The 23,210-nt window shown below is 40.0% G+C and carries 24 protein-coding genes; 18 read left to right on the top strand and 6 right to left on the bottom strand.

Going from position 1 to position 23,210, the window contains the following annotated elements; all coding sequences use genetic code 11:
- Positions 1 to 3: 3 nt before the first annotated feature.
- Complete coding sequence (locus SOI76_RS18295; protein WP_104080402.1) at positions 4 to 141, top strand: hypothetical protein; 138 nt, start codon at positions 4 to 6, stop codon at positions 139 to 141.
- Between the two features lie 111 nt (positions 142 to 252).
- Here SOI76_RS18295 and rph read toward each other — a convergent pair whose 3' ends face one another.
- The 3 genes from rph to hmp form a co-directional block, all read right to left on the bottom strand.
- Positions 253 to 969 carry a ribonuclease PH gene (rph, locus tag SOI76_RS18300; protein ID WP_002120794.1) on the bottom strand — a complete coding sequence of 239 codons (717 nt, stop codon included), beginning with the start codon at positions 967 to 969 and terminating at the stop codon, positions 253 to 255.
- A gap of 160 nt (positions 970 to 1,129) precedes the next feature.
- Positions 1,130 to 2,272, bottom strand: coding sequence for a fatty acid desaturase family protein (locus tag SOI76_RS18305; protein ID WP_104080477.1), 1,143 nt, complete (start codon positions 2,270 to 2,272; stop codon positions 1,130 to 1,132).
- A 30-nt stretch (positions 2,273 to 2,302) separates the two neighbouring features.
- The gene (hmp, locus tag SOI76_RS18310; protein WP_104080401.1) at positions 2,303 to 3,328 is read right to left on the bottom strand and encodes a ferredoxin reductase; all 1,026 of its coding nucleotides are present in this window, start codon (positions 3,326 to 3,328) and stop codon (positions 2,303 to 2,305) included.
- A 173-nt stretch (positions 3,329 to 3,501) separates the two neighbouring features.
- On the opposite strand from hmp, the gene SOI76_RS18315 reads away from it, so the two are divergent.
- A complete protein-coding gene (locus tag SOI76_RS18315) occupies positions 3,502 to 4,140 on the top strand; it encodes a TetR family transcriptional regulator (RefSeq protein WP_009387652.1) in 639 nt (212 codons plus the stop codon).
- A 137-nt stretch (positions 4,141 to 4,277) separates the two neighbouring features.
- Positions 4,278 to 4,925, top strand: coding sequence for a TetR/AcrR family transcriptional regulator (locus tag SOI76_RS18320; protein WP_104080400.1), 648 nt, complete (start codon positions 4,278 to 4,280; stop codon positions 4,923 to 4,925).
- Between the two features lie 87 nt (positions 4,926 to 5,012).
- Here the strand turns inward: SOI76_RS18320 and dsbA are convergent, their stop codons facing one another.
- A complete protein-coding gene (dsbA, locus tag SOI76_RS18325; protein ID WP_002120747.1) occupies positions 5,013 to 5,630 on the bottom strand; it encodes a thiol:disulfide interchange protein DsbA/DsbL in 618 nt (205 codons plus the stop codon).
- 180 nt (positions 5,631 to 5,810) lie between these two features.
- Between dsbA and ubiG the strand changes: the two genes are divergently transcribed.
- The 12 genes from ubiG (at position 5,811) to rutR (ending at position 16,762) form a co-directional block, all read left to right on the top strand.
- Positions 5,811 to 6,524 carry a bifunctional 2-polyprenyl-6-hydroxyphenol methylase/3-demethylubiquinol 3-O-methyltransferase UbiG gene (ubiG, locus tag SOI76_RS18330; RefSeq protein WP_104080399.1) on the top strand — a complete coding sequence of 238 codons (714 nt, stop codon included), beginning with the start codon at positions 5,811 to 5,813 and terminating at the stop codon, positions 6,522 to 6,524.
- Positions 6,521 to 7,222, top strand: a complete 702-nt coding sequence (locus SOI76_RS18335) for an HAD family hydrolase (protein ID WP_079284136.1) — start codon at positions 6,521 to 6,523, stop codon at positions 7,220 to 7,222. Before ubiG ends, SOI76_RS18335 begins: the two co-directional genes overlap by 4 nt.
- Before the next feature lie 68 nt (positions 7,223 to 7,290).
- Positions 7,291 to 8,037, top strand: a complete 747-nt coding sequence (gene yciK / locus SOI76_RS18340) for a YciK family oxidoreductase (RefSeq protein ID WP_009387635.1) — start codon at positions 7,291 to 7,293, stop codon at positions 8,035 to 8,037.
- A 217-nt stretch (positions 8,038 to 8,254) separates the two neighbouring features.
- Positions 8,255 to 8,668 (top strand): RcnB family protein, encoded by a 414-nt coding sequence (locus SOI76_RS18345; RefSeq protein ID WP_009387402.1) that lies wholly within the window; start codon positions 8,255 to 8,257, stop codon positions 8,666 to 8,668.
- A gap of 240 nt (positions 8,669 to 8,908) precedes the next feature.
- A complete protein-coding gene (locus SOI76_RS18350; protein ID WP_104080398.1) occupies positions 8,909 to 9,238 on the top strand; it encodes an RcnB family protein in 330 nt (109 codons plus the stop codon).
- A gap of 120 nt (positions 9,239 to 9,358) precedes the next feature.
- Complete coding sequence (argA, locus tag SOI76_RS18355) at positions 9,359 to 10,714, top strand: amino-acid N-acetyltransferase (protein ID WP_032053461.1); 1,356 nt, start codon at positions 9,359 to 9,361, stop codon at positions 10,712 to 10,714.
- Between the two features lie 335 nt (positions 10,715 to 11,049).
- Positions 11,050 to 12,018 (top strand): sulfonate ABC transporter substrate-binding protein, encoded by a 969-nt coding sequence (locus SOI76_RS18360; RefSeq protein ID WP_104080397.1) that lies wholly within the window; start codon positions 11,050 to 11,052, stop codon positions 12,016 to 12,018.
- A gap of 70 nt (positions 12,019 to 12,088) precedes the next feature.
- Positions 12,089 to 13,072, top strand: a complete 984-nt coding sequence (locus SOI76_RS18365; protein ID WP_009387471.1) for a sulfonate ABC transporter substrate-binding protein — start codon at positions 12,089 to 12,091, stop codon at positions 13,070 to 13,072.
- A 26-nt stretch (positions 13,073 to 13,098) separates the two neighbouring features.
- Complete coding sequence (gene ssuD / locus SOI76_RS18370; RefSeq protein ID WP_104080396.1) at positions 13,099 to 14,274, top strand: FMNH2-dependent alkanesulfonate monooxygenase; 1,176 nt, start codon at positions 13,099 to 13,101, stop codon at positions 14,272 to 14,274.
- Positions 14,271 to 15,068: an aliphatic sulfonate ABC transporter permease SsuC gene (gene ssuC, locus SOI76_RS18375; protein WP_009387421.1), complete on the top strand. Its 798-nt coding sequence runs from the start codon at positions 14,271 to 14,273 to the stop codon at positions 15,066 to 15,068. The genes ssuD and ssuC overlap by 4 nt, the downstream gene beginning before the upstream one ends.
- A gap of 13 nt (positions 15,069 to 15,081) precedes the next feature.
- A complete protein-coding gene (gene ssuB / locus SOI76_RS18380; protein WP_104080395.1) occupies positions 15,082 to 15,882 on the top strand; it encodes an ABC transporter ATP-binding protein in 801 nt (266 codons plus the stop codon).
- Between the two features lie 259 nt (positions 15,883 to 16,141).
- Positions 16,142 to 16,762 (top strand): TetR/AcrR family transcriptional regulator, encoded by a 621-nt coding sequence (rutR, locus tag SOI76_RS18385; protein ID WP_009387703.1) that lies wholly within the window; start codon positions 16,142 to 16,144, stop codon positions 16,760 to 16,762.
- A 35-nt stretch (positions 16,763 to 16,797) separates the two neighbouring features.
- On the opposite strand, the gene SOI76_RS18390 is transcribed toward rutR, so the two are convergent.
- Both SOI76_RS18390 and SOI76_RS18395 read right to left on the bottom strand, forming a co-directional pair.
- Positions 16,798 to 17,364 (bottom strand): 5'-methylthioadenosine/S-adenosylhomocysteine nucleosidase, encoded by a 567-nt coding sequence (locus SOI76_RS18390; protein ID WP_002120771.1) that lies wholly within the window; start codon positions 17,362 to 17,364, stop codon positions 16,798 to 16,800.
- An 80-nt stretch (positions 17,365 to 17,444) separates the two neighbouring features.
- Complete coding sequence (locus tag SOI76_RS18395) at positions 17,445 to 18,578, bottom strand: TDT family transporter (RefSeq protein ID WP_104080394.1); 1,134 nt, start codon at positions 18,576 to 18,578, stop codon at positions 17,445 to 17,447.
- A 207-nt stretch (positions 18,579 to 18,785) separates the two neighbouring features.
- Between SOI76_RS18395 and ribF the strand changes: the two genes are divergently transcribed.
- The 3 genes from ribF (at position 18,786) to lspA (ending at position 23,210) form a co-directional block, all read left to right on the top strand.
- Positions 18,786 to 19,787, top strand: a complete 1,002-nt coding sequence (gene ribF, locus SOI76_RS18400) for a bifunctional riboflavin kinase/FAD synthetase (RefSeq protein WP_104080393.1) — start codon at positions 18,786 to 18,788, stop codon at positions 19,785 to 19,787.
- A gap of 62 nt (positions 19,788 to 19,849) precedes the next feature.
- On the top strand, positions 19,850 to 22,687 hold the full coding sequence (ileS, locus tag SOI76_RS18405) for an isoleucine--tRNA ligase (RefSeq protein WP_104080392.1): 2,838 nt from the start codon (positions 19,850 to 19,852) through the stop codon (positions 22,685 to 22,687).
- The gene (gene lspA / locus SOI76_RS18410) at positions 22,680 to 23,210 is read left to right on the top strand and encodes a signal peptidase II (RefSeq protein ID WP_104080391.1); all 531 of its coding nucleotides are present in this window, start codon (positions 22,680 to 22,682) and stop codon (positions 23,208 to 23,210) included. The genes ileS and lspA overlap by 8 nt, the downstream gene beginning before the upstream one ends.

Raw genomic sequence — 23,210 nt, forward strand, 5'->3', positions numbered from 1 at the left:
ATTTTGCAATTACTGGTAGGCGGTGTTGTGGGCGATGAATTATCTGAGTCGTTATCATCATTACAAGCACTGAGCATGAGTGCTAAAGATGTAATTAATAAAAGTGAAAGTTTTCGCATTGGTTCTTTCCAAACGGTTTAAATGCGAACTACTAATAAAGCGAAAAGGTGACAGGCAAGTGATGTTTTTATGTCGATTTGATGAAGGCATAAAAAAACGCATCCGAAGATGCGTTTTTTAGAAAACTTAAACTTACCAGCCTAAAGCTTCTTGTTGCTTTTTAATGAGCTCGGCAATTCCTTTTTCAGCCATTTCTAACATGGCATTGCTCTGAGCACGGGTAAACGGTTTATCTTCAGCTGTACCTTGAATTTCAATAAACTCACCTGCTTGTGTCATCACGACATTTAAGTCAGTTTGACAGTTCGAGTCTTCTTCATAGCAAAGATCAAGCAACACTTCGTCCTGATACATACCAACAGAAATTGCAGCAACCAACCCTTTAAGCGGATCATGCTTAATTTTCTTTTGAGACAATAAAACATTCATCGCATCAACCAATGCTACAGCAGCACCAGTGATTGAAGCAGTACGTGTACCACCATCAGCCTGAATCACGTCACAGTCGATGGTAATCGTGTTTTCACCAAGCTTTTTCAAATCAACCATCGCACGTAAGCTACGGCCAATCAAACGTTGGATTTCTTGAGTACGACCAGTTTGTTTACCACGAGCCGCTTCACGGTCACAACGTGAATGTGTTGAACGCGGTAACATGCCATATTCTGCCGTTACCCAGCCTTGGCCTTGGCCTTTTAAAAAGCGTGGCACTGAGTTATCAATGCTTGCAGTACAAAGGACTTTGGTGTGACCAAATTCGACCAGCACAGAACCTTCAGCATAACGGGTGTAGTTTCGTGTAATTTTCACTTCACGTAATTGGTCTAATGCACGTTGGTCAATACGCATAATCCTTCCTAACTTCTCTTAAATACAAACTTGGGCATAGTATAGCAAAGGATTTTGACAGGTTGAGTTTATTCCCTACTTTCAAATGTAAGTCTGCAATTTTCATGACTCGAAAAATAAAAATAGCCCCTAAAAAGGGGCTATTTTGAAATTATTTAAATTACGCAAATTTGAATTTTGCTTTTAACTTTTCCAATGTCTGCATTACTTTTCCAGTGGTATGGTTTGGCAGTGAACATTTCGCCAAACGTACCCATACACTCCAGAACTGGCGCATAAAGTTCGCTTCATTGTAGTTAATGCCATATTCTGCACAAAGTGCCTTAATTTTCGGTGCTACTTCTTTATAGCGATTAGCTGGCATATCTGGAAATAAATGGTGTTCAATTTGATGACTTAAGTTACCACTCATAAAGTGCATCCATTCTGTACCACTAAAATTACTTGAACCACGAATTTGACGTAAATACCACTCTGCCTTGGTTTCAGTGTCGGTATTATCAGGCTCAAACGTTTCTGCATCTTCTGTAAAGTGGCCGTTAAAAATCACGGCAGATGACCACAAGTTACGAATAATATTCGCAACTACATTTCCTGCAAAAACCGGTAAAAACATAGGGCCAGAGATCACAGGGAAAAACACATAGTCTTTTAAAACTTGGCGAGTGGCTTTTTTACGGACTTTAGCCGAATCTTTCCAAACCTGTTTCCAGCTCTTGGTTTTATAAACTAATGCATCTTCAAGATGTAAGTTTTGTACACCCACATACCATTCAAAGAAAAACATTAACTGTAGACCAAGTGGAATATTAAACAGGTGACGAGGTTCCCACTTCTGTTGATCACTTACTCGCAAAATACCATAACCTACATCATGGTCTTTACCAACAATATTGGTATAGGTGTGGTGCACATAGTTATGTGTTTCACGCCAATCATCACCCGATGCAATGGTATCCCAATCGTAAGTATTACCGTTTAGGCTTGGTTCATTTAACCAGTCAAACTGACCGTGCATGACGTTATGACCAAGTTCCATATTTTCTACAATTTTAGAAATACCTAATAAGCCTGTGCCTAGTAGCCAGACTGGCGGAATCCAACCACCAAACATCAACATGCCACGTGATGCGATTTCAGTGTAGCGAACAAAATTACGCACTTTGTAGATATATTTTGCGTCTTGTTCACCAAGGCTCTGCATCACGTCTTGGCGAATCTGCTCAACACGGCGACCAAACTCTTCTGTCTGTTCTGGAGTTAAATGAGCAGATTTAGAAACGGTAGAAAATTCTAATGCCATATTCATAGGGTTAATCCTCTTTAATTCTTTTTATAGATCAATCGTGACTGGGCTTAATGCCTGGCTCACGCATAGTTTAATTGGACGGTTAGGTTGGTCTTCAATTTCACCGGTTAACAGGTTTTGAGTAACTCCACTTACTTTGGTACAGCTGCATTTATTGCAGACACCCATACGGCAACCATGTTGTGGGCGTAAACCAGCCTGCTCTGCACTGCTCAGTAAATTTGTTTCAGCTAAAAACTCGTGTTGAGCACGGCGGAAAATAACAGGCTGTGCTGCATGTGTACCAGTCACTTGAAGTGGCTGAAAATACTCTTGATGAAGCTGCGACTGAGCACCTTTTTGTGCATAAATTTCATTGGCTTGCTGCATCATGCCATGATGACCACAAACATAAGTTGCTGTCTGCTCAAAATCTGGAACCAGCTTTTGCAGTAAACTTTCAGTTAAATGCTGCTTTTGCTCGGTGGTATTAAAAAAATGATATTGAAGCTGTGGGTGCTGTTCTGCCAAAGCTTTTAATTCGGCATGAAAAATTTCCGCACGATTAAAATAAATGACATGAATTTGTTCAAGTTGCTGTTTTAAAGCTTGCTGCAAGAGTGAATAAATTGCAGTTATACCGCTTCCTGACGCAATCAAAATCGCAGGATGCTGACCTTGGTGCAAAGTGAAATCACCTTGTGGCTGTGAAATCTCCACACACTCGCCCACATGTAATAGTTGAGCTGCACGAGACACCAAACCTTGTACTTTAATACCTAAAGCGATTTCACCCTGAGTAGTCACTTCAATAATTGAATAACTACGCTGTTGGTAAACGCCATCGATGAGCAAAGTCAGCAGAATACTTTGACCTGCGCGGACCTGATCGAAATTAAAATTATGATTCGGTTTAAGCTTGATAAGCACCATATCGGTATGAAGTGGCTGAACTGCAGTAACTTCTGCAAGTACCCTTTTCCACGCCCAAGTCATGTTAATTTTCTGCAAGACAAAATCAACGAAATCTTCTCGAACCCAATGTGGCTGATAGCTAAGTGTTGCGTTCATACGTTCCTCTTTTGTTTCTGGCTATTTATTTGAGTGAACACATGTTCGTATAGTGAACATATGTACACTATATTTATAACTGTTCACTCAGTCAACACTTGTTCACTATTTTTTTTATGAAAGTTTGCTCTTTTTTGTTAGACTTTGGCTCACGGTTTAAATAGGTTCTTTTAATGTCGATACGGGATGAACGAAAACAGCAAAGTCGTCAGGCACTTCTAGATGCAGCCTTGCATCTGAGCACGTCTGGGCGTTCGTTCAGTAGTATCAGTTTGCGTGAAGTTGCACGTGAAGTAGGTTTAGTACCGACAGCGTTCTATCGTCATTTTCAAGACATGGATGAACTCGGGAAAGAATTGGTTGACCAAGTTGCCCTACATTTAAAAAGCGTTTTACATCAACTAGGGCAAAGTTATTTACAACATAAATCTGCTAAAACCCAAACCAGTATTGAGCTATTTGTACAGGCAGTAAATCATAGCCCTAAACAGTGGCAATTTATGATTTCAGAGCGTTGGGGAGGCTCAGAAACAGTTCGTGCAGCCATTGCCCGAGAAATCGAATTTTTGATCGAAGATCTCACAACTGATCTGACTAAACTCGAAAATTTTAAACATATTCAAGAGCCTCAAGACTTAAATGTCTTATCTACCATTTTGACCAATATGTCATTTACATGGGCAATGACGTGGCTCAACCTATCAAAACAATATCAAGGTGAACAGCTCAAGCTGCAACAAACTGCCTTTATTGAAAATGCTTCTACACAAGTTCGCCTACTCTTTAGAGGGATTGCAAACTGGGAACGATAGAAGCGGCAAATGACAAAAAATAGGTTATGTGGTAATACGTAAAGAGAGAAAGAAAAAGGCTAAAAATTTCGAGAAAAGTCTTTTTCTTTTTACAGGAAGTAAATTATTAGTTAGGCCAAACTGGTGTGGGAATACCTATGAATCTTGATCGTCATACACAGTTTTTGATGCGTAAAGAAAAAATTCTGAGCGTGGCAGAAAAGTTGTTACTAGAAAACAATCAGGAAATTACTCTAGATGAGTTAGTGGCCGAGCTAGATATTGCTAAAGGCACACTTTATAAGCATTTTAGAAGTAAAAATGAGCTTCTACTTGAGCTCATTATTCAAAATGAAAAGCAAATTTTAGAAATTTCTAAAAAATATAATACAAATTTCAAAGAATATGCTCCTCATTACATGCTTCACCATTTGCTTACACCTGGCAAAACGATTCTATTGCATCAACTTGAAGAAAATCTGACAATGACAGAATCTAAGTTGAAGCATCTTTTCGAAGAGCTTTATGAAATTCGCCAACAACGTATTTTAGCAATTAAAGATATTACTGAAAATTATTTAAAATCATTGAATTATGATATGTCAATTCGCGATTATTTGTCTTATATCTGGTCACTGACTTATGGTGCATCACTGCTTTTAAATTCTACTTATTACCAGCGTTCGATTGGTTCTCGACAGAAATTGATTAATTTATATATTAATCAAGCATTATCACTACCGACTCAAACGGCTAATTTTGATGTTTTAAATTTTCAAATTGAAGATGAAAATCAGCAAAATTAATTGAATTATTTCGTGATAATTAACGATAAATTAAATATAAAAATGGGCTTCATATGAAGCCCATTTTTGAAGTAAAGCCTAAACAACTTATTTTGCTTTACGTTCTTTCTCAATTAAATAATTAAGCACTTGAGTAACTTTACCATCTTCACCCTGCACAACATATTTACCATTCACGACAACTGCAGGTACGCCTGTTAATTGGTACTGTTGAGCAAGTTTATTTGACTCGGCAACTTTTGCAGTCACAGCAAACGAGTTGTAAGTACTATTAAATTTCTGCTCAGGTACGCCATAACGGGTAAAGAATTTCGCAGCAGAAGCCTGATCAAAAATTTGTTGACCGTTCACTTGAATCGCATGGAATAGTGGTAAATGCGTGCGTTTACGTACACCTAATGCCTCAGATGTATAATATGTACGCGCCCCTTGTTCCCACATTTTATTCATTGCAGCTGGTGTACGCACAAAACGTACATCTTTAGGAATCTGCTTTAACCACGTTTGCATATGCGGTTCAAGTTTGAAACAGTGTGGACATCCATACCAAAAGAACTCTCGAACTTCGATTTTCCCCGGAACTTCCACTTTGCCTGGATTGGCAATCACGGTGTAGTCTTTACCAGCAACAAAATCTGCTGCCATTGCACTACCCGATACGGCCATAATTGCTGCACTCAAACCACCCAAAACCAATTTTTTCATTGTTACAGCTTTTCCTCTAAGTTGTTATGCATTAGCTTATGCCCTAAATATAAAACAAATATGCTAAATTCGTTTTGCTTCTGTGAAGTTTTTTATTGGGTTTATCGCTTTTTTCCCAATAATCGCTACACTAACGGCGAACTACATCCAAAAAGATAACTCAAGTTTAGAGGTAGCACCATGTCGCAATTGAATGTTGATTTACAAGAAATCGCAAAGTTTGAAGCACTTGCTGCCAAATGGTGGGATCAATATTCTGAATTTCGCCCACTTCATCAAATTAATCCACTACGTCTAAACTGGATTGATGAACGTGCAGGCGGTTTAGCTGGTAAAAAAGTACTTGATGTCGGCTGTGGCGGCGGTATTTTGGCCGAAAGCATGGCACGTCGTGGTGCAGATGTATTAGGCATTGATATGGGTGAAGCACCTCTAGCTGTTGGCCGTTTACATGCTCAGCAAGAAAATGTTCAAAATATTGAATATCGTCAAATTCCTGTAGAGGAATTAGCACAAGAACAAGCAGGTCAATACGATGTGGTGACTTGTATGGAAATGATGGAACACGTTCCAGATCCGGCATCTATTGTAAAAGCTTGTCAGGCTCTGGTTAAACCGGGCGGCCATGTGTTCTTCTCGACCATTAACCGTAACCCAAAATCTTATTTATTTGCCATTATTGGTGCAGAGTACGTCCTACGCATGTTGCCAAAAGGTACGCATGATTATCATAAATTTATTCGACCATCTGAAATGGCACATGATATTCGTAATGCTGGCCTTACCTTAAAAGAAATGACTGGACTGCATTACAACCCTCTGACCAAGCATTATTGGTTAGCGCCAAATGTGGACGTTAACTATATGGTTCATACGATTAATACAGGTGCATGATGAAAGCTGTTTTATTTGATTTAGACGGTACGCTTATCGATACAGCTGCGGATTTCATTCGTATTATTCAGCAAATGTGCCGTGATGAAAGACGCCCTGTTGTAGAGGCCGATCTTATTCGCACTCAGGTATCTGAAGGTGCGCGTGCGATGGTGAAATTGGTCTATCCAGAGCTGGATGTGGCCAACCCAATTTTCTTGGCCCATCGTCAAAACTTTTTAGATATTTACGGCAATAATATTGTGGTTGATACAGATCTGTTTGAAGGCATGTATCCACTTCTAGAAGAGTTAGAAGCTGCGCAAATCCCATGGGGTATTGTGACCAACAAACCACGTGGTTTAAGTGAAGCTCTTTTAGAAAAGTTAAATCTGACAGAACGCTGTGCGGTTCTGGTATGTCCTGAAGATGTCAGTAAAACCAAACCAGACCCTGAACCAATGCATTTGGCCGCTAAACAGTTAAACATCCCAGCAGATGAAATTATTTATGTAGGCGACCACCCACGTGATATTGATGCTGGTCGCAATGCCAATATGTACACTATTTTAGCTGCGTACGGTTATTTGCCTATTGAGCACCGTGATGATCTCGCAGCATGGCAGGCTGATTCGATTGTAAATACGGTGACAGAATTACACGATATGTTACGTCAAAAGCTTCCTGCTCTACAGGAAAATCAGCGTATGATAAGTTAACATCAGAGTTTTATAGACTTTTTTAACGGTTAATCGTTTTATCAATATAAAAAGAAGGAGGTTTACCAATGAAATATTCAGAATATCAACCTCGTCCAGATCTACTTAAAGATCGTGTTATTTTAATCACCGGTGCTGGTGATGGAATTGGGCGAGCTGCGGCTCTAAGTTACGCCCTACATGGTGCAACCGTTGTCCTGCATGGTAGAACCTTAAATAAACTTGAAGTTATTTATGATGAAATTGAGAGTCTCGGTGCACCGCAACCCGCGATTTTACCGCTACAACTTTCAAGTGCCTCTGACCGTGATTATGACTTTTTAGTCGATACGCTCGAAAAGCAGTTTGGACGTCTAGACGGTATTTTGCATAATGCGGGTATTTTAGGTGAGCGTGTAGAGCTAGCACATTATCCTACAGAAGTGTGGGATGACGTGATGGCAGTTAACTTACGTGCTCCGTTTGCCCTCACTCAAGCCTTATTACCACTTTTGCAGAAATCAGAAAACGCCTCTGTCGTATTTACCAGTTCTGGTGTAGGCCGTGAAGCACGTGCTTTGTGGGGCGCATATTCTGTCTCCAAAATTGCAATTGAAGCAGTGAGTAAAATTTTTGCAGCGGAAAATACTTATCCAAATATCCGCTTTAACTGCATTAACCCAGGCGCAACACGTACTGCAATGCGTGCTAAAGCCTACCCACAAGAAGATCCGAAGACACTACCTACACCTGAGTCAATCTTGCCTGCTTACCTCTATTTAATGGGTGAAGACAGCTTGGCGCTCAATGGTCAAAGTATTGATGCACAGGATTAAAAAGTTAAAGATGAAAAGCTAAATTAAATTACGGCCAATCATCAAATCTGGCTTGCCTATACCTGAAAAGATATATACAAGCCTTTTTTACGATTGATAAAAACTCTTGATCTATCCGTAATTTTAATTGAACCATTAAATGATCTTCACAGTTTCTCTGCATTTTGCGCGTAGAGTATTCAACATGAGAGACATCAGATGTAAACGAGGATGCATCATGAAAAAGTTGTTCACCATCTTAGCCCTATGCATAACCGTACTGACCACCAGTATGGCGAGCTTTGCTGATCCCCCTTTTGACCGAGGCCATGGCCCTAAAGGTCCTAAAGGCGGAGGACCACGCGGTGAGTGGAATGATCGTGGGCCAGGATTTGGACGTGATCATGATGAAGATCGTATCCGTGACGAACGTCGTATGCGTGAAGAACGTGGTTTTGAACGGTTGAAACAGCATCGCTGGCAGCCAGGTTATGTTATGCCACAGCACTATCGTGGCAATGGTTATAAAGTCGACTATAAAGACAGCAACCTACCTAAACCAGGCCGTAATCAGCAGTGGTATAAAATCAATAATGATTATATTTTAGTCGATACAGATTCTAATAGCATTGTCAGTATTCGTGGTTTTTAAAGCGATAGAGCCTCGCTATCGCTGAATAAAAAGGATAAAGCCTTAGGGTTTTATCCTTTTTTATTGCTTATCTAACTTAAAAATAAAAAGATTTTTTATATTTTCACTTTAGATATTTTCTTAATTTCTTCTTATTTCATATTGGGTTTTCACATTTATTCTTCTTGGTCTCCACGATTTATCTGCAATTGTTCACTAATCTTTAGTTATTGAAATTTAACTCATCATTCGAGGTTCATAATGAAAAAATTAACAACAGCAATTGTTCTTTCACTTACTGGTTTAGTTGCAACAACAGCAATGGCAGCGCCTAACGATCATAATCAACATGGCAACTATCAAACCCATGAAGTAAAAACAGTTAAAGTGATTAAAAAAGATGACCATCGTAATGCTTGGCGAGTGGGTCAAGTTGTACCTCATGAATACCAACACTCACGTTATGTGATTGACTATCGCCAACATCAAAAATTGAGTAAACCGGGTCGCTACCAAAAATGGTACAAAGTGAACGGAAATTATGTACTGGTGAATGAACAGAGCCATAAAATCATTAGAGTTGTTCACTAATTTAAAACTTTTTAAACACCCAAACTTAGATTTGGGTGTTTTTTTATCTAAAACATGCGGCTTTAATCTTTTTTGTTTAGAATCATCTTTATATCTTTTTGCTGTTGATTCGAGATCGGTATGTCAAGTAAGCCTGTAAGTAAGTCGCATAATAACACCCAGCATTATGTACACTGGTTTCGACACTCAGCACCCTATATTAATGCGCATCGCGATAAAACGTTTGTCTTGATGTTTGGTGGCGAAGCAGTTCGCCATCCTAATTTCCAGCATATTATTCATGATATTGCACTATTACATTCTCTTGGTATTCGATTAATTCTCGTACACGGCGCACGTCCGCAAATTAATCACAACCTTAAAGAAAAAGGAATAGAAACCCCTTTTTATGACAATAGCCGAATTACCACACGTGAATCTTTAGGCTGTGTCATGAATGCTGTAGGCTCTATTCGCTTAGAAATTGAAGCATTACTTTCTATGGGTTTAGCAAACTCTCCAATGTATGGCGCTCGCATAGACGTGATATCAGGTAATTTTGTGACTGCGAAGCCTTATGGTATTCGTGATGGGATGGATTTCCAGCTTACAGGTGAAGTTCGTTCCATTGATACCGATGCGATTGATCGACACCTCGATAATCATAATATTGTGTTATTGGGGCCAACAGGTTATTCCACTACAGGCGAAGTATTTAATTTACGAGCTGAAGAAGTTGCGACAAAAACTGCAACTTATTTAAAAGCAGATAAACTCATTTTTCTAGGTGAGCAACAAGGATTGCTGAATGAAGATGAGCAAATATTACGTGAATTAAGCCCACATCAACTGGACTACTACATTCAACAATACCAAACCATCAGCCCGACACTCACCTTGCATTTGCAACAAGCAAAAAAAGCGTCTTTGTCAGGCGTACACCGCGTTCATCTTATTTCTTATGCCTATGATGGTGCCCTCCTCGAAGAGTTATTTACCCGAGATGGTATAGGAACCATGATTACCGATGCGCATTATGAAGAAGTTCGCATGGCCAACATTCAAGATGTGGGCGGTTTAATGAATTTATTACGTCCATTAGAAGAAGAAGGTATCTTAGTTTATCGTTCGCGTGAACGTTTAGAGCAAGAGATTAGCCAGTTCGCTGTCATTGAACGCGATGGTACGATTCTAGCGTGTGCTGCACTTTATCCAATTCCAACAGAATTTAATGAAACACGTTCAGCAGAAATTGCCTGTGTTGCAGTACATCCAAGTTATCGTAAATCAAACCGCGGTAGCCAGATTTTGCAATTCCTTGAAGAAAAGGCAAAAGAGCAAGGTATTCGTCAATTATTTGTTTTAACGACTCGAACAGCTCACTGGTTCTTAGAACATGGTTTCCATCAGGTGAGTGTTGATGATTTACCAAATGCTCGTCAGGCGCTTTATAACTATCAAAGGAATTCTTTAGTCTTTAAGAAACTGCTTCCTTAGCCTTTGCTCTTTTTAAGATATTCTTATTTCAGATAAGCTTAGTTCAAAAAGTACAACCGTAAACACGATTAATTTATGGTTGTACTTTTTTTAAATCTAAATTTTTTAAGGTTTTAATATTTTTTATTTTATTTACATCAACTTACTCACAATTCATTAAATATATTTCTATTAGATAAATCATTTTTTCGCATAAGTTTATAGCCTATTGTGTTTAGCTTTTTTTTGCATAAATAAAGACCGAATACTTATTTTTTCTGAAATAAAAATCCATTTAGGGTATCTGCTCATCCAATTATTTTTTTCTTTTTCTCTTTCGGGGAGTACGAAATCTCATGGCACTTTTCAACACCACTTCATGGGCAAAATATTCAGTCATCGCGGCCAGCCTTGCAGGAGTGATGATGTTAAGTGGTTGTGCCAAAAAAGAGGAACAAGCTACCACAACATTAAATATCGGCTATCAAAAATATGGGATTCTTCCTATTTTAAAGGCTCGTGGTGACTTAGAAAAAGCATTAAAAGAACAAGGCGTGCAAGTGAAATGGGTTGAGTTTCCTGCTGGCCCTCAATTGCTTGAAGGTTTAAATGTAGGAAGTGTTTCACTCGGTGAAGCAGGTGAAGCGCCACCGATCTTTGCTCAGGCTGCCAATCCAAATTTAGTCTATGTCGCAAACCAACCTGCTGCGCCAAAAGCTGAAGCACTATTGGTACAAAAAGACTCTCCAATCCAGTCTATTAAAGACTTAAAAGGCAAACGTGTTGCTCTTAACAAAGGCTCAAATGTTCATTACCTATTGTTAAAGGTTCTAGAAGCCAACAACTTAAGCTTAAGTGATATTCAACCTGTTTATTTACCGCCATCAGACGCACGTGCTGCTTTTGAAAAAGGTGCTGTGGATGCATGGGTGATCTGGGATCCGTTCTTTGCAGCAGCTGAACATCAAATTCAGGCACGAGTTTTAGCAACAGGTGAAAACTTGGTAAGCAATCATCAGTTCTATCTAGCTGACCGTAAATTTGCAGAAAATAATCCGAAAGTTCTCAATACAGTTGTGCAAACCCTTAATCAAACAACTGAATGGGTGAGCTCACATCAGGATGAAGCAGCCAAGCTACTCGAAAAACCTACAGCACTTGAGTTTGATGTACTCAAAACTTCCATTTCACGTATGGGTTTTGGAGTTCAGCCAATATCTGACAAAGTGGCACAAGAACAACAACAAGTAGCTGATGCCTTTTATACACAAAAGCTCATTCCAAACAAACTCACCATTCAAGATGCCATTTTAAAACTGAAATAAACCCAGCTTAGGCACGGCAAATAACCATATAAATGCTGTGCCTTGCCTCAAGGGGAACAAGGATATCAATATGCAACATCAGTCATTATTTAATAAGAGTCAGTGGGCACAACTAGCTAAACGCATCAGTGCAGTCACTGTATTAGGTTTAACAATTGCCGCACCCGCTTGGGCGATTGATCCAACTGTAAAAGAACTTCGTATTGGTTTTCAAAAAAGTTCGATTAACTTTGCAATTGCCAAACAGCAAAAATTATTTGAACAAGAATTTCCAAATGCCAAAGTTACTTGGAACGAGTTCCCTGCTGGTCCACAAATTTTAGAAGCTTTAGCTGTCGGTTCACTTGATGTAGGCGTTACTGGAGATACACCTCCTGTCTACGCACAAGCGGCTGGCAAGCCTTTGTATTACATTGCCTATGAAGCAGCTAAACCACTAGCATCGGCAATCTTAGTTCCTAAAAACTCGCAACTCAAACAGCTGAAAGACCTTAAAGGTAAACGTATTGCGCTACAAAAAGGTTCGAGTTCACATTACTTACTTGTGCAAGCTGTACGTAAAGCAGGCCTAAACTGGAGTGACATTACTCCGATCTGGCTTACACCTGCCGATGCTCGCGCAGCATTTCAAAAAGGTGCTGTTGATGCATGGGCAATTTGGGACCCTTACTTCGCTTCAGCACAACTAGAAGACCAAGCTCGTGTTCTTGCATCGGGTAAAGGCTTAAGCCCGAACTATACATTTTATTTAGCAGCTCCAAATTTTGTTAAACAACATCCGAAAGCTGTTTCAGGGCTCATCAAACAAATCAATCAAGCCGATAAATGGGTTCAAAGTCATCAAGCAGAAACGGCAGGTGCGATTGGTCAAAGTACAGGTCTTAAACCTGCAACCAGTGATTTATTTATTAAACGCCGTCCGCGCCCTTCATCAGCCGCTCCTCTTAATAGCAAAGTGATTGCTGAGCAGCAGCAACTCGCAGACATCTTTACTCAACAAGGGATCATCCCAAAACCAATCAGCATTAAACAAGCTGTTTGGGGCGCCAAGTAATTTCAATAGATATATAGGTAATGCACATGAAAATTTTCTGGTTTATTCCTACCCACGGTGATAGTCGCTATTTAGGTACAAGTAAAGGCGCTCGTCAGGTTGACCATGCCTATATGAAGCAAATTGCTGTGGCAGTAGATAACTTGGGTTACGAAGGAGTACTTATTCCAACAGGTCGTTCATGTGAAGATCCTTGGATTACGGCGGCTAGCCTCATTGACGCAACTCAACACCTTAAGTTTTTAGTCGCGTTACGTCCGGGTGTAACAACACCAGCTTTGGCTGCGCGTATGGCTGCAACATTTGACCGCTTGTCGAATGGTCGAGTGTTACTCAACTTAGTGACTGGTGGCGATGAAGCTGAACTACGCGGCGATGGGTTATATGAAGACCATGAAACCCGTTATCAAACTGCCAATGAATATGTAAAAATCTGGCGTGAAATTTTGACGCGTTCACATACGGGTGAAGTTTTTACATTCCATGGTGAACGCTTACAAGTCGATGATGCAAAACTACTTTACCCACCTGTTCAAAAGCCTTACCCCCCACTTTGGTTCGGCGGCTCTTCAGACGTCGCTGTCGATTTGGCTGCTGAGCAAGTTGATACTTACCTTACGTGGGGCGAGCCACCAGCAGCAGTCAAACAAAAGATCGAACATGTTCGCGCCAAAGCTGAGGCTAAAGGCCGTAAATTAACTTATGGCATTCGCTTGCATGTGATTGTTCGTGAAACCAACGAACAAGCTTGGGCTGCGGCAAACGAACTGATTCAATATCTAGATGATGCAACTATTGCTGCTGCACAGAAAAAATTTGCACAAATGGACTCGGTAGGCCAACAACGTATGGCAGCTCTTCACGGCGGTAACCGAGACAAGCTTGAAGTATCTCCAAACCTTTGGGCAGGAATTGGTTTAGTCCGTGGTGGCGCTGGTACAGCACTTGTAGGTGACCCTGAAACCGTTGCTGCTCGTATTCAGGAATATGCTGATTTAGGTATTGATACATTTATTTTCTCAGGCTATCCACACCTTGAAGAATCAATTCGTTTTGCAGAGTTAGTATTCCCGTTATTACCAATTGAGACCCGAGCTAAACTTGCTCAGCCAAATTTGACCGGTCCATTCGGTGAAATTATTGCCAATAATTATGTTCCAGACGAGAAGAAGCAAAATAGTTCCGTCAAGGAGCCTGCATGATCAAAGCTGAAAGTATTGTTTCACGTGGAACGAAGCAAGTCGGGCAGCGTCTGCTGCCTTGGATTTTCCCTATTGTTCTATTGATTGTTTGGCAAATTGCCTCAAGCTCGGGTCTTTTAGAGAACCGTATTTTGCCTGCACCCACTGCTGTAGTTTCCGCTTTTTGGCATCTACTGGTGAGTGGCGAACTTTGGCAGCACGTTAAAGTCAGTGCAGGGCGTGCTTTACTGGGGTTACTGATTGGCGGTGGCTTAGGTTTGTTATTGGGTCTACTCAACGGATCTTCACGATTCGCCTCTACCCTGCTCGATACGACCTTACAAATGATTCGTAACATCCCAGCTTTAGCCCTCATTCCACTCGTCATCTTATGGTTCGGTATTGATGAAACAGCGAAATTATTTTTAGTCGCAGTAGGTGTTTTCTTCCCTATCTATATCAACACTTATCACGGTATTCGGTCAGTTGATCCTCAATTAATTGAGATGGGTAAAAGCTACGGACTTTCGCGTTGGCAGCTCTATAAAGAAATTATCCTACCGGGTGCGATGCCTTCTATTTTAGTAGGTTTACGCTTTGCTTTAGGTTTGGTTTGGGTATTGCTCATTGTTGCTGAAACCATTTCAGCTCAAGCAGGTATTGGTTATATGACTATGAATGCACGTGAGTTTTTACAAACGGATGTCGTTCTGGTCGGTATTCTTCTTTACGCCTTATTAGGCAAACTAGCAGATGTTTTAGCACAGCTTTTAGAACGCTATTTACTACGTTGGCACTCTGGATATCAGAAATAAGGGAGCTTAGAACATGACAAATCTGAATTTAAATATTAATCAGAATGAAGTACAGCTCATTCCGGAAGAACCAACAGAATCTCAAGAACCTGTATTAGGTGCAGAGATTCTGATTGAGCAACTTTATAAATTCTATGGCGAGGTAAAGGTTCTCGAAGATCTTGACCTACACATCCAGCCAGGTGAGTTTTTAGCTATTGTTGGCCGAAGTGGTTGTGGCAAAAGTACGTTATTACGTTTAATTGCTCAACTTGAAAAAGCCAGTTTTGGGGAAATCAAATTCAAATCTGCCCGACATTTGCGTGAAGGTATTACCAGCGATGACATACGGGTTATGTTCCAAGACCCACGCCTATTGCCTTGGAGAAATATTCTTCAAAATGTGCAACTGGGTTTACCTAAAGCGCAACATGCTTTAGCAGAAGAATTACTAGAAAAAGTCGGTTTAAAAGAAAAATCTGGGCAATGGCCTTCCCAACTCTCTGGTGGTCAACGTCAGCGTACAGCCTTAGCACGTGCGTTATCTCATACTCCGCGTATTTTGCTGTTAGATGAGCCATTAGGGGCATTAGACGCGTTAACTCGCCTTGAGATGCAAAGCTTGATTGAGCGCTTGTGGAAAGAGCAAGGCTTCACTGCAATTTTAGTTACCCACGATGTAAGTGAAGCCGTACAATTGGCTGACCGTATTATATTATTAGATAAGGGCCAGATTGCTCAAAGCTTCCAAGTTAATTTGCCGCGTCCCCGTAAAAAGAGTATTTCTTTTGCTCAGCTTGAACAGCAAGTACTCGATGCAGTTTTAGCAACCTAAGGTTGCGATGAGTAATGAGAATCGCCCAGCCGAAAAATGCACAATTTATGAGCAATAAAATTGCTGTTTTATTGCTCTTTTTTAGGGCGAAATTTAAAAAATATTTTTAAGAATAACAATAAACTAGTGAATCTCTCTATTTTTTGCACAATAGTATATCTATTACGCAAATAACTAGCCGTTTTTTGATTAAAAAAGCAAGACACCTGTGCACAAATCAAACAATTTCCCTTACAATGGGAATATTATTTTTTTAATTATGCAGCAGATGGAACAAAAAAAGAGTACCCAAAAGCGCAATCAGCTCCTTGCTGCCGCCCTTGACGTATTTTCAGTCTATGGGTTCAGTGGTGCAAGTCTGGATGAAATTGCCCAACTCGCCGACATGCATAAGTCGAATATTTTCTATTACTATGAAAATAAAGAGTCTTTATATGTAGAAGTGCTCACAACCGTTTTACAAAAATGGTTGGCCCCCTTACAAACTTTAGAAGCTGAATTAGAACCAGCCGAAGCCTTATCGCACTATTTAATTCAAAAAATCGAACTATCTCGTAGCCAACCGAAAGCCTCTAGATTGTTTGCATTAGAAATCATTCAAGGTGCTCCGCATATTTTACCTATTCTCAAAGGACCATTAAAAAAACTATTTAAGCGCAAAGCCAAAGTCATTCAGACGTGGCAAGAAGAAGGGAAAATTTCCCCAGATATCGACCCAGAATTATTAATCTTAAATATTTGGGGCCTTACGCAAAACTATGCAGATTTTGCAACTCAAATGGAAATGGTGACTGGTAAAACGCTTCGTAACCGCAGTATGTTCCAGCGTTCAATTGAGCATACAGTCCACCTAATGCTCTACGGCGTATTGCCTCGTTAAAACAAAAAAAGATCGGCAAATTTGCCGATCTTTTTTTAGAAATGGTTTTGATAAAGAGCTAGGAGTTTCTGAGCGCCTAACAATAAATTTTCTTCCCAATCCAAATGTGCAGTGTCATCTGCCCCATCAGTAATATACTTCACAGAAATTAATCGTACACCTAACTTATGGCACACTTTAGCTAAAGCATAGCCTTCCATATCAACCACATCACAAGCTACTTTTGGCTGACCTGTTTCAAATGAATCACCTGTTCCACATACTGCTTTTGGCAAATCAATAAAATGTGGTTGAAGATGAATCTCTGCCGCCAAATGATCATCTAACGGCGTTACACCTACTTCAAAACCTAGGGGTGAAACATCCATATCCCGTTGTACAAAAGTTTTTACTTCGACTAAATCATGTCGATTAAATGCAGAGCTTCCCGCTGTACCTAGGTTAATTAAAGTTTTACAGCCAGTTTTTTGAATAACTTCAAATGCTTTAAAGGCAGCATTAATCTTACCAATACCACTGTAATGGACTTCAACACCTGCTTGTTCAAATAAACCCTTAGATTCATTAGGAAGCGCCATAATTAAAGCAATATCAGTGTTCATTCAAAAAGCTCAAATCAAAATTAAATAAGTTAGAAAATAAGTATAAATCAGGTGCAAAAGCTTTTTGCACCTTTTCATCATTACTGCACTTTTTGTTGTAAAGCGATTAAACACGGTGAGAAGAACAGTTGACCACTATATGCGCCTGCAAGTGTTTTCTTCATTACCACGCCCCACATTGCCAATAATAAAAGACTCAACGCCACAGCAACGTATTGTAAAAATACAACTTCAACCTGATGTCCTAAGTTAAATAGTGCAAGAATAAATACACCTAATGGAAAGGTTAAGCCCCACCAGCCTAAATTAAATGGAATACCTGTTTTTGCATGACGAAGTGTTGTTAAAATCGCAAGACCGAGCCACCATAAACCGAAGCCTAAAAGCACGAGACTACCTACAACTCCTAAAGCTTGAAAGACATTAGCAAATTGTTCAAATTCTACATGTGGAGTCACTCTTTGTGCCTGCTGCCCTAGTAACAATAAACCTAATGCACCTGTACCAATCGGGCCTAAAGAGAGCCAGCTAGAAATGGCGACTTCTTTTTCAGGTAGCTGATGCAAAGCCATACGTAACATTAAAATTGTCAAAATAGCGAATGCGGGTAAAACAGAAATCCCCCAAAGTATGTAGCCCGCCATTAATAAATGAAAGCTATGCAAATCTGCTGGTAAATGTCCAACTAACATGCCCGCAGAACTTGCTGCGACTTCACAGGCAACCACTGGTAATAGCCAGATTGCAGTCATGGTATGTAGCTGATGGTTCTGACGACTAAACATACAAAATGGCACGATCCACGCAATAGCCAGTGCTAAAAAGACATCGATGTACCATAAAGCTTGGGCGATATGGATTGCGACTTCACCGTAAAGCCCAACACCAAAGCTTAGAAACCCGTTTAATATCGTTGCGAGCCCCATCGGGATAGCCCCTAAAAACAAGCTCATATTTGGATGGTTAAATATTTGCTTCGCTTCATGAGGAAAAAGAAACCACCGCAATAAATAAAGAACTGAAAAAACACTGAACAAAATAATATTAAATTGCCATAACAAAGTTGCTAGCGTGAATAAAAATGATTGAGCAAATGGTAGCTGGATTAAAATCATACTAACCACGCCAGTGCCCATAGTCGCTGTAAACCAATTTGGAGTAAAATGCCGTATGACATCTTTGCTATGATCTAATTGGTAAAAGGGTTTTTTCATCTTGGTTCTCTAATCAAAGAGTGGATAAAGATATAGTAGAGCAAACTATTAATAAGAAAAATTGATTTATTTTTATTTAATTCATCAATATTTTAGATATGAAGATATTCATATTGAAAAATAACTGAGTAAAAACACAACAACAAGACGAATCTGTGAGATTATGGCAATATATAGCCCTTGCAAAAATAGCCATATTTTAAGTTCATGAAACTGCTTCGTCTTAATGCGTTATCACCCAATTTTCAGTTACCTCAAACAGCGGTAACTATTGGTAATTTTGATGGTGTCCATTTAGGTCACCAAGCGATGATTGCGCAACTCAAAAAAATTGCTGCAGCACAAGGCTTAAAAACATTGGTCATGATTTTTGAGCCACAACCTCTTGAGTTCTTTAAAGGTTACGATGCTCCTCCTCGTATTAACTCATTACGAGAAAAAGTCGAATATCTAACTGAGCTTGGCGTTGACTATATTGCGGTTGCTAAATTTGATCAGCATTTCCGTAGTATGAGCGCGTCTGAGTTTGCAGATTTATTAAAAGATAAACTAAATGCTCAGGCTTTGGTTTTAGGGGATGATTTTCATTTCGGCAAAGACCGTCAAGGTAACAGCGAATTTCTAAAGAATTACGGTTTTCAAGTCACAAATTTACATACCATTGAACTTGAAGGTGAACGCGTCAGTTCAACCCGTATTCGCCAAGTACTTCAAGTGGGTAATCTCGCTTTAGCAGCTAAATTATTAGGCCGTCCGTACAGTATTACCGGACGTGTCCAATATGGCGATCAAATTGGACGAACTCTGGATTTTCCAACCATTAATGTTCGTCTCAACCGCCACAAACCTTGTTTAAACGGTATTTATGGCGTTGAAGTCATTTGCGAAACGACTTCTCTCACTGAAAAAGTGCGCCAAGAAACACCAGAGAAACTGGGAATTGCCGGATATCATGAAAATAGCCTCTATGGTGCAGGTCATGTCGGTACACGTCCCGCCATTCAGCAAGAACATCCAGAATGGAGATTAGAAGTACATTTCCCTGATGTTTCTGCTAATCTGTATGGCTTATTTATGCGGGTGACTTTTCTTCACTATCTTCATGGTGAATTGAACTACCCTTCGCTTGAAGCACTTAAGGCTGGAATTGATAATGACGTGCAACAGTTACGACAATACCGTAACGACACGACACAATTTCCTTTTTAATTCGAATTTTGATTGTAAAACATGTCAGCTCCCAAGCTGATTAAAACTGGATGAAAACTTGCATGAGCGATAAGCAAACTCCTGAGAATGCAGTGGACTACAAAGCCACGCTAAACCTGCCGGATACTCAATTTGCAATGAAAGCAAATTTGGCAGTACGTGAAGTGAAATGGTTAGAAGAGTGGTATACCGACAACATTTATCAGCAGATTCGTGCATCGCGTATTGGCAAGAAAAAATATATTTTGCATGATGGCCCTCCATATGCGAACGGTACAATTCACTTGGGTCATGCGGTCAATAAAGTACTCAAAGACGTTATTGTAAAAAGCCGTACACTTTCAGGTTTTGATGCACCATATGTTCCAGGTTGGGACTGTCATGGCTTGCCAATCGAACTAAAAGTTGAAGAGAAAGTAGGTAAAGTGGGCGAAAAAGTTGACGCGGCAACTTTCCGTAAACTTTGCCGCGAATATGCGCTAAAACAAATTGATTTACAACGTACTGACTTTAAACGTCTTGGTATTTTAGGTGATTGGGATAATCCTTATCTCACCATGAATTACAAACAAGAAGCCGATATCGTTCGTGCTCTAGGTCTCATCCAGAAAAATGGCCATATCCAACCAGGCTTAAAGCCAGTGAACTGGTGTATGGACTGTGGTTCAGCTCTTGCTGAAGCAGAAGTTGAATACGAAGATAAAAAATCTGACGCAATTGATGTTGGTTTTGGCGTTGTTGATCTTAAAGATTTAAGTGCCCGTTTAAACGTAGAAGTTCAAGATCCAACTGATATCGTGATCTGGACGACTACACCATGGACATTACCAGCTAACCAAGCCGTTGCGTTGCATGCCGAAATTGAATATCAATTGGTACAAGTATCTACTGAGCGCGGTAAGCAAAACTTCATTCTTGCTAAAGACTTAGTTGCTTCAGCAATCGAACGCTATAAGCTTGAAAACCCAGTTGTTTTAGCTGACTTTACAGGTTCAGCTCTTGAAAACCTTACCCTGCAACACCCTTTACTTACTGATCGTCAAGTTCCAGTTATTTTGGGTGAACACGTTATTGCAACAAGCGGTACAGGTGCAGTACACACAGCGCCTGGCCATGGTGCAGACGACTATAAGGTAGGTCTTCAATATAACCTTAAAGTAGACAATCCAGTCGGTGGTAACGGGGTTTATTTACCAACTGCTCCAATCTACGCTGGTGAACACATCTATAAAGCTAATCCAAAGATTATTGAAGCTTTAGGTGCTGTAGGCCGTTTATGGGCTCATCAGCCAATTAAACATAGCTACCCACACTGTTGGCGCCATAAGACTCCAATTATTTTCCGTGCTACACCACAATGGTTCATTAGCATGGATCAAAAAGGGTTACGTGAAGGTGCGCTTAATGCCATTGAAAATGATATCGAGTTTGTACCGAACTGGGGTAAAAACCGCATTGAATCAATGATCGAAGGTCGTCCGGACTGGTGTATCTCACGTCAACGTACTTGGGGTGTTCCAATTCCTTTCTTCGTTCATAAAGATACGAATGAATTACACCCTCGTACACCTGAACTCATCGAAGAAGTTGCTCAACTGATCGAACAAGAAGGTATCGAAGCATGGTTCAAACGTGAAGCAAAAGACTTCATAGGTGAAGATGCTGAACAATACAACGCCGTTCGCGATACGCTTGATGTATGGTTCGACTCTGGTACAACACATTACGCTGTACTTGAGCAACGTGAAGAATTAGAAAGCCCTGCTGATTTATATTTAGAGGGCTCAGACCAACACCGTGGTTGGTTCCAATCTTCTTTATTAACGTCTATGGCAATTCACAATCGTGCGCCATATAAAGCCTTGTTAACTCATGGTTTTACCGTTGATGAAAATGGCCGTAAATTGTCGAAATCTTTAGGCAACTATATTCCGCTTGAAGAAATCATCAAACAGCTTGGTGCCGATGGTTTACGCCTATATGTAGCTTCTAGTGACTACCGTTATGAAATCGCAGCATCAAAAGAAATCTTTAGCCGTGTAAGTGATAGCTACCGTCGTATTCGTAATACTCTACGCTTCTTGCTTGCGAACCTAAATGGTTTCAAACCAAGTACTGATGCTCTGGACGTAGATGACCTTATCGCTCTAGATCAATACATCTTACAACGTGCGAATGAAGTACAACAAACTATTATCACTGCCTATGAAGAAATGAACTTCCATGTGGTGTGTAGTGCGTTAACAAGCTTCTGTATTAATGACTTAGGTGGTTTCTACCTAGATATTATCAAAGACCGTCAATACACTACTAAAGCAGATTCTCAGGCACGTCGTTCTGCACAAACAGCGCTTTATCATATTGTTCAAGCATTTATCCGTTGGATGAGCCCAATCCTAAGCTTTACCGCTCAAGAAGCTTGGCCATTGATTCCAGAACAAACTGAAAAGTATGTATTTACTTCAGAATGGTATGACTTGCCTGTTTCATCAAAAGCAAACTTGCTTTCTGAAGAAGATTGGCAAACATTGATTAGCGTAAAATCTGCAGTAAATAAACAGATTGAAGCAGCGCGTAACGCTAAACTTGTCGGCAGTAATCTTTCAGCCAAAGTTGAACTTTGGGCAAGTGAATCATTACAAACAGTTTTAAACCAACTGGCTGATGAACTCCGTTTTGTTCTTATTACTTCGCAAGTAGTAGTACATCCATTTGCTGAGCAAGGTGAAGCAACTGAAATGGAAGGCTTACGTGTACAAATATCTGCAGCTGAAGGTGAAAAATGTGCACGTTGCTGGCACGTTCTTCCAGATGTAAATACACATGCCGATCATCCTGGTTTATGTGGTCGTTGTATTGTGAACGTCACTGGTCGTGGCGAAGTGAGAAAATATGCCTAATTCACAAGCTAAAAAAGGCTTATTCCAGTTTTATCCACATAATCTGATTTGGCTTGGACTTTCTATCCTTGCCATTGTATTGGATCAATGGACAAAATGGATTGCAAGTACACATCTCAACTATGCAGATCCTGTACCGGTACTTCCATTTTTAAACTGGACACTATTACATAACTATGGTGCAGCTTTTAGCTTTTTATCAGATGCTGGAGGATGGCAACGCTATTTCTTCACATCTCTGGCAGGCTTAGTTTCAATCCTTTTTGTATTTTGGTTAATGCGTATGCCTAAAAAAATGGTGGTGCTACCTGTAGCTATCGCTTTAATTTTAGGTGGAGCATTAGGTAATTTAATTGACCGTATTACTCTAGGATATGTGGTCGATTTCATTCATGTTTATTACCAAAATCATCACTTTCCAGCTTTTAATATTGCGGACAGTGCCATTACTCTAGGTACAATTTTGCTACTCATCGATACATTCTTCCTTGAGAAGCAACGTAACCAAAATTCGGATGCATAA

The organism is Acinetobacter pittii (assembly GCF_034064985.1).
GTDB lineage: Bacteria > Pseudomonadota > Gammaproteobacteria > Pseudomonadales > Moraxellaceae > Acinetobacter > Acinetobacter pittii_H.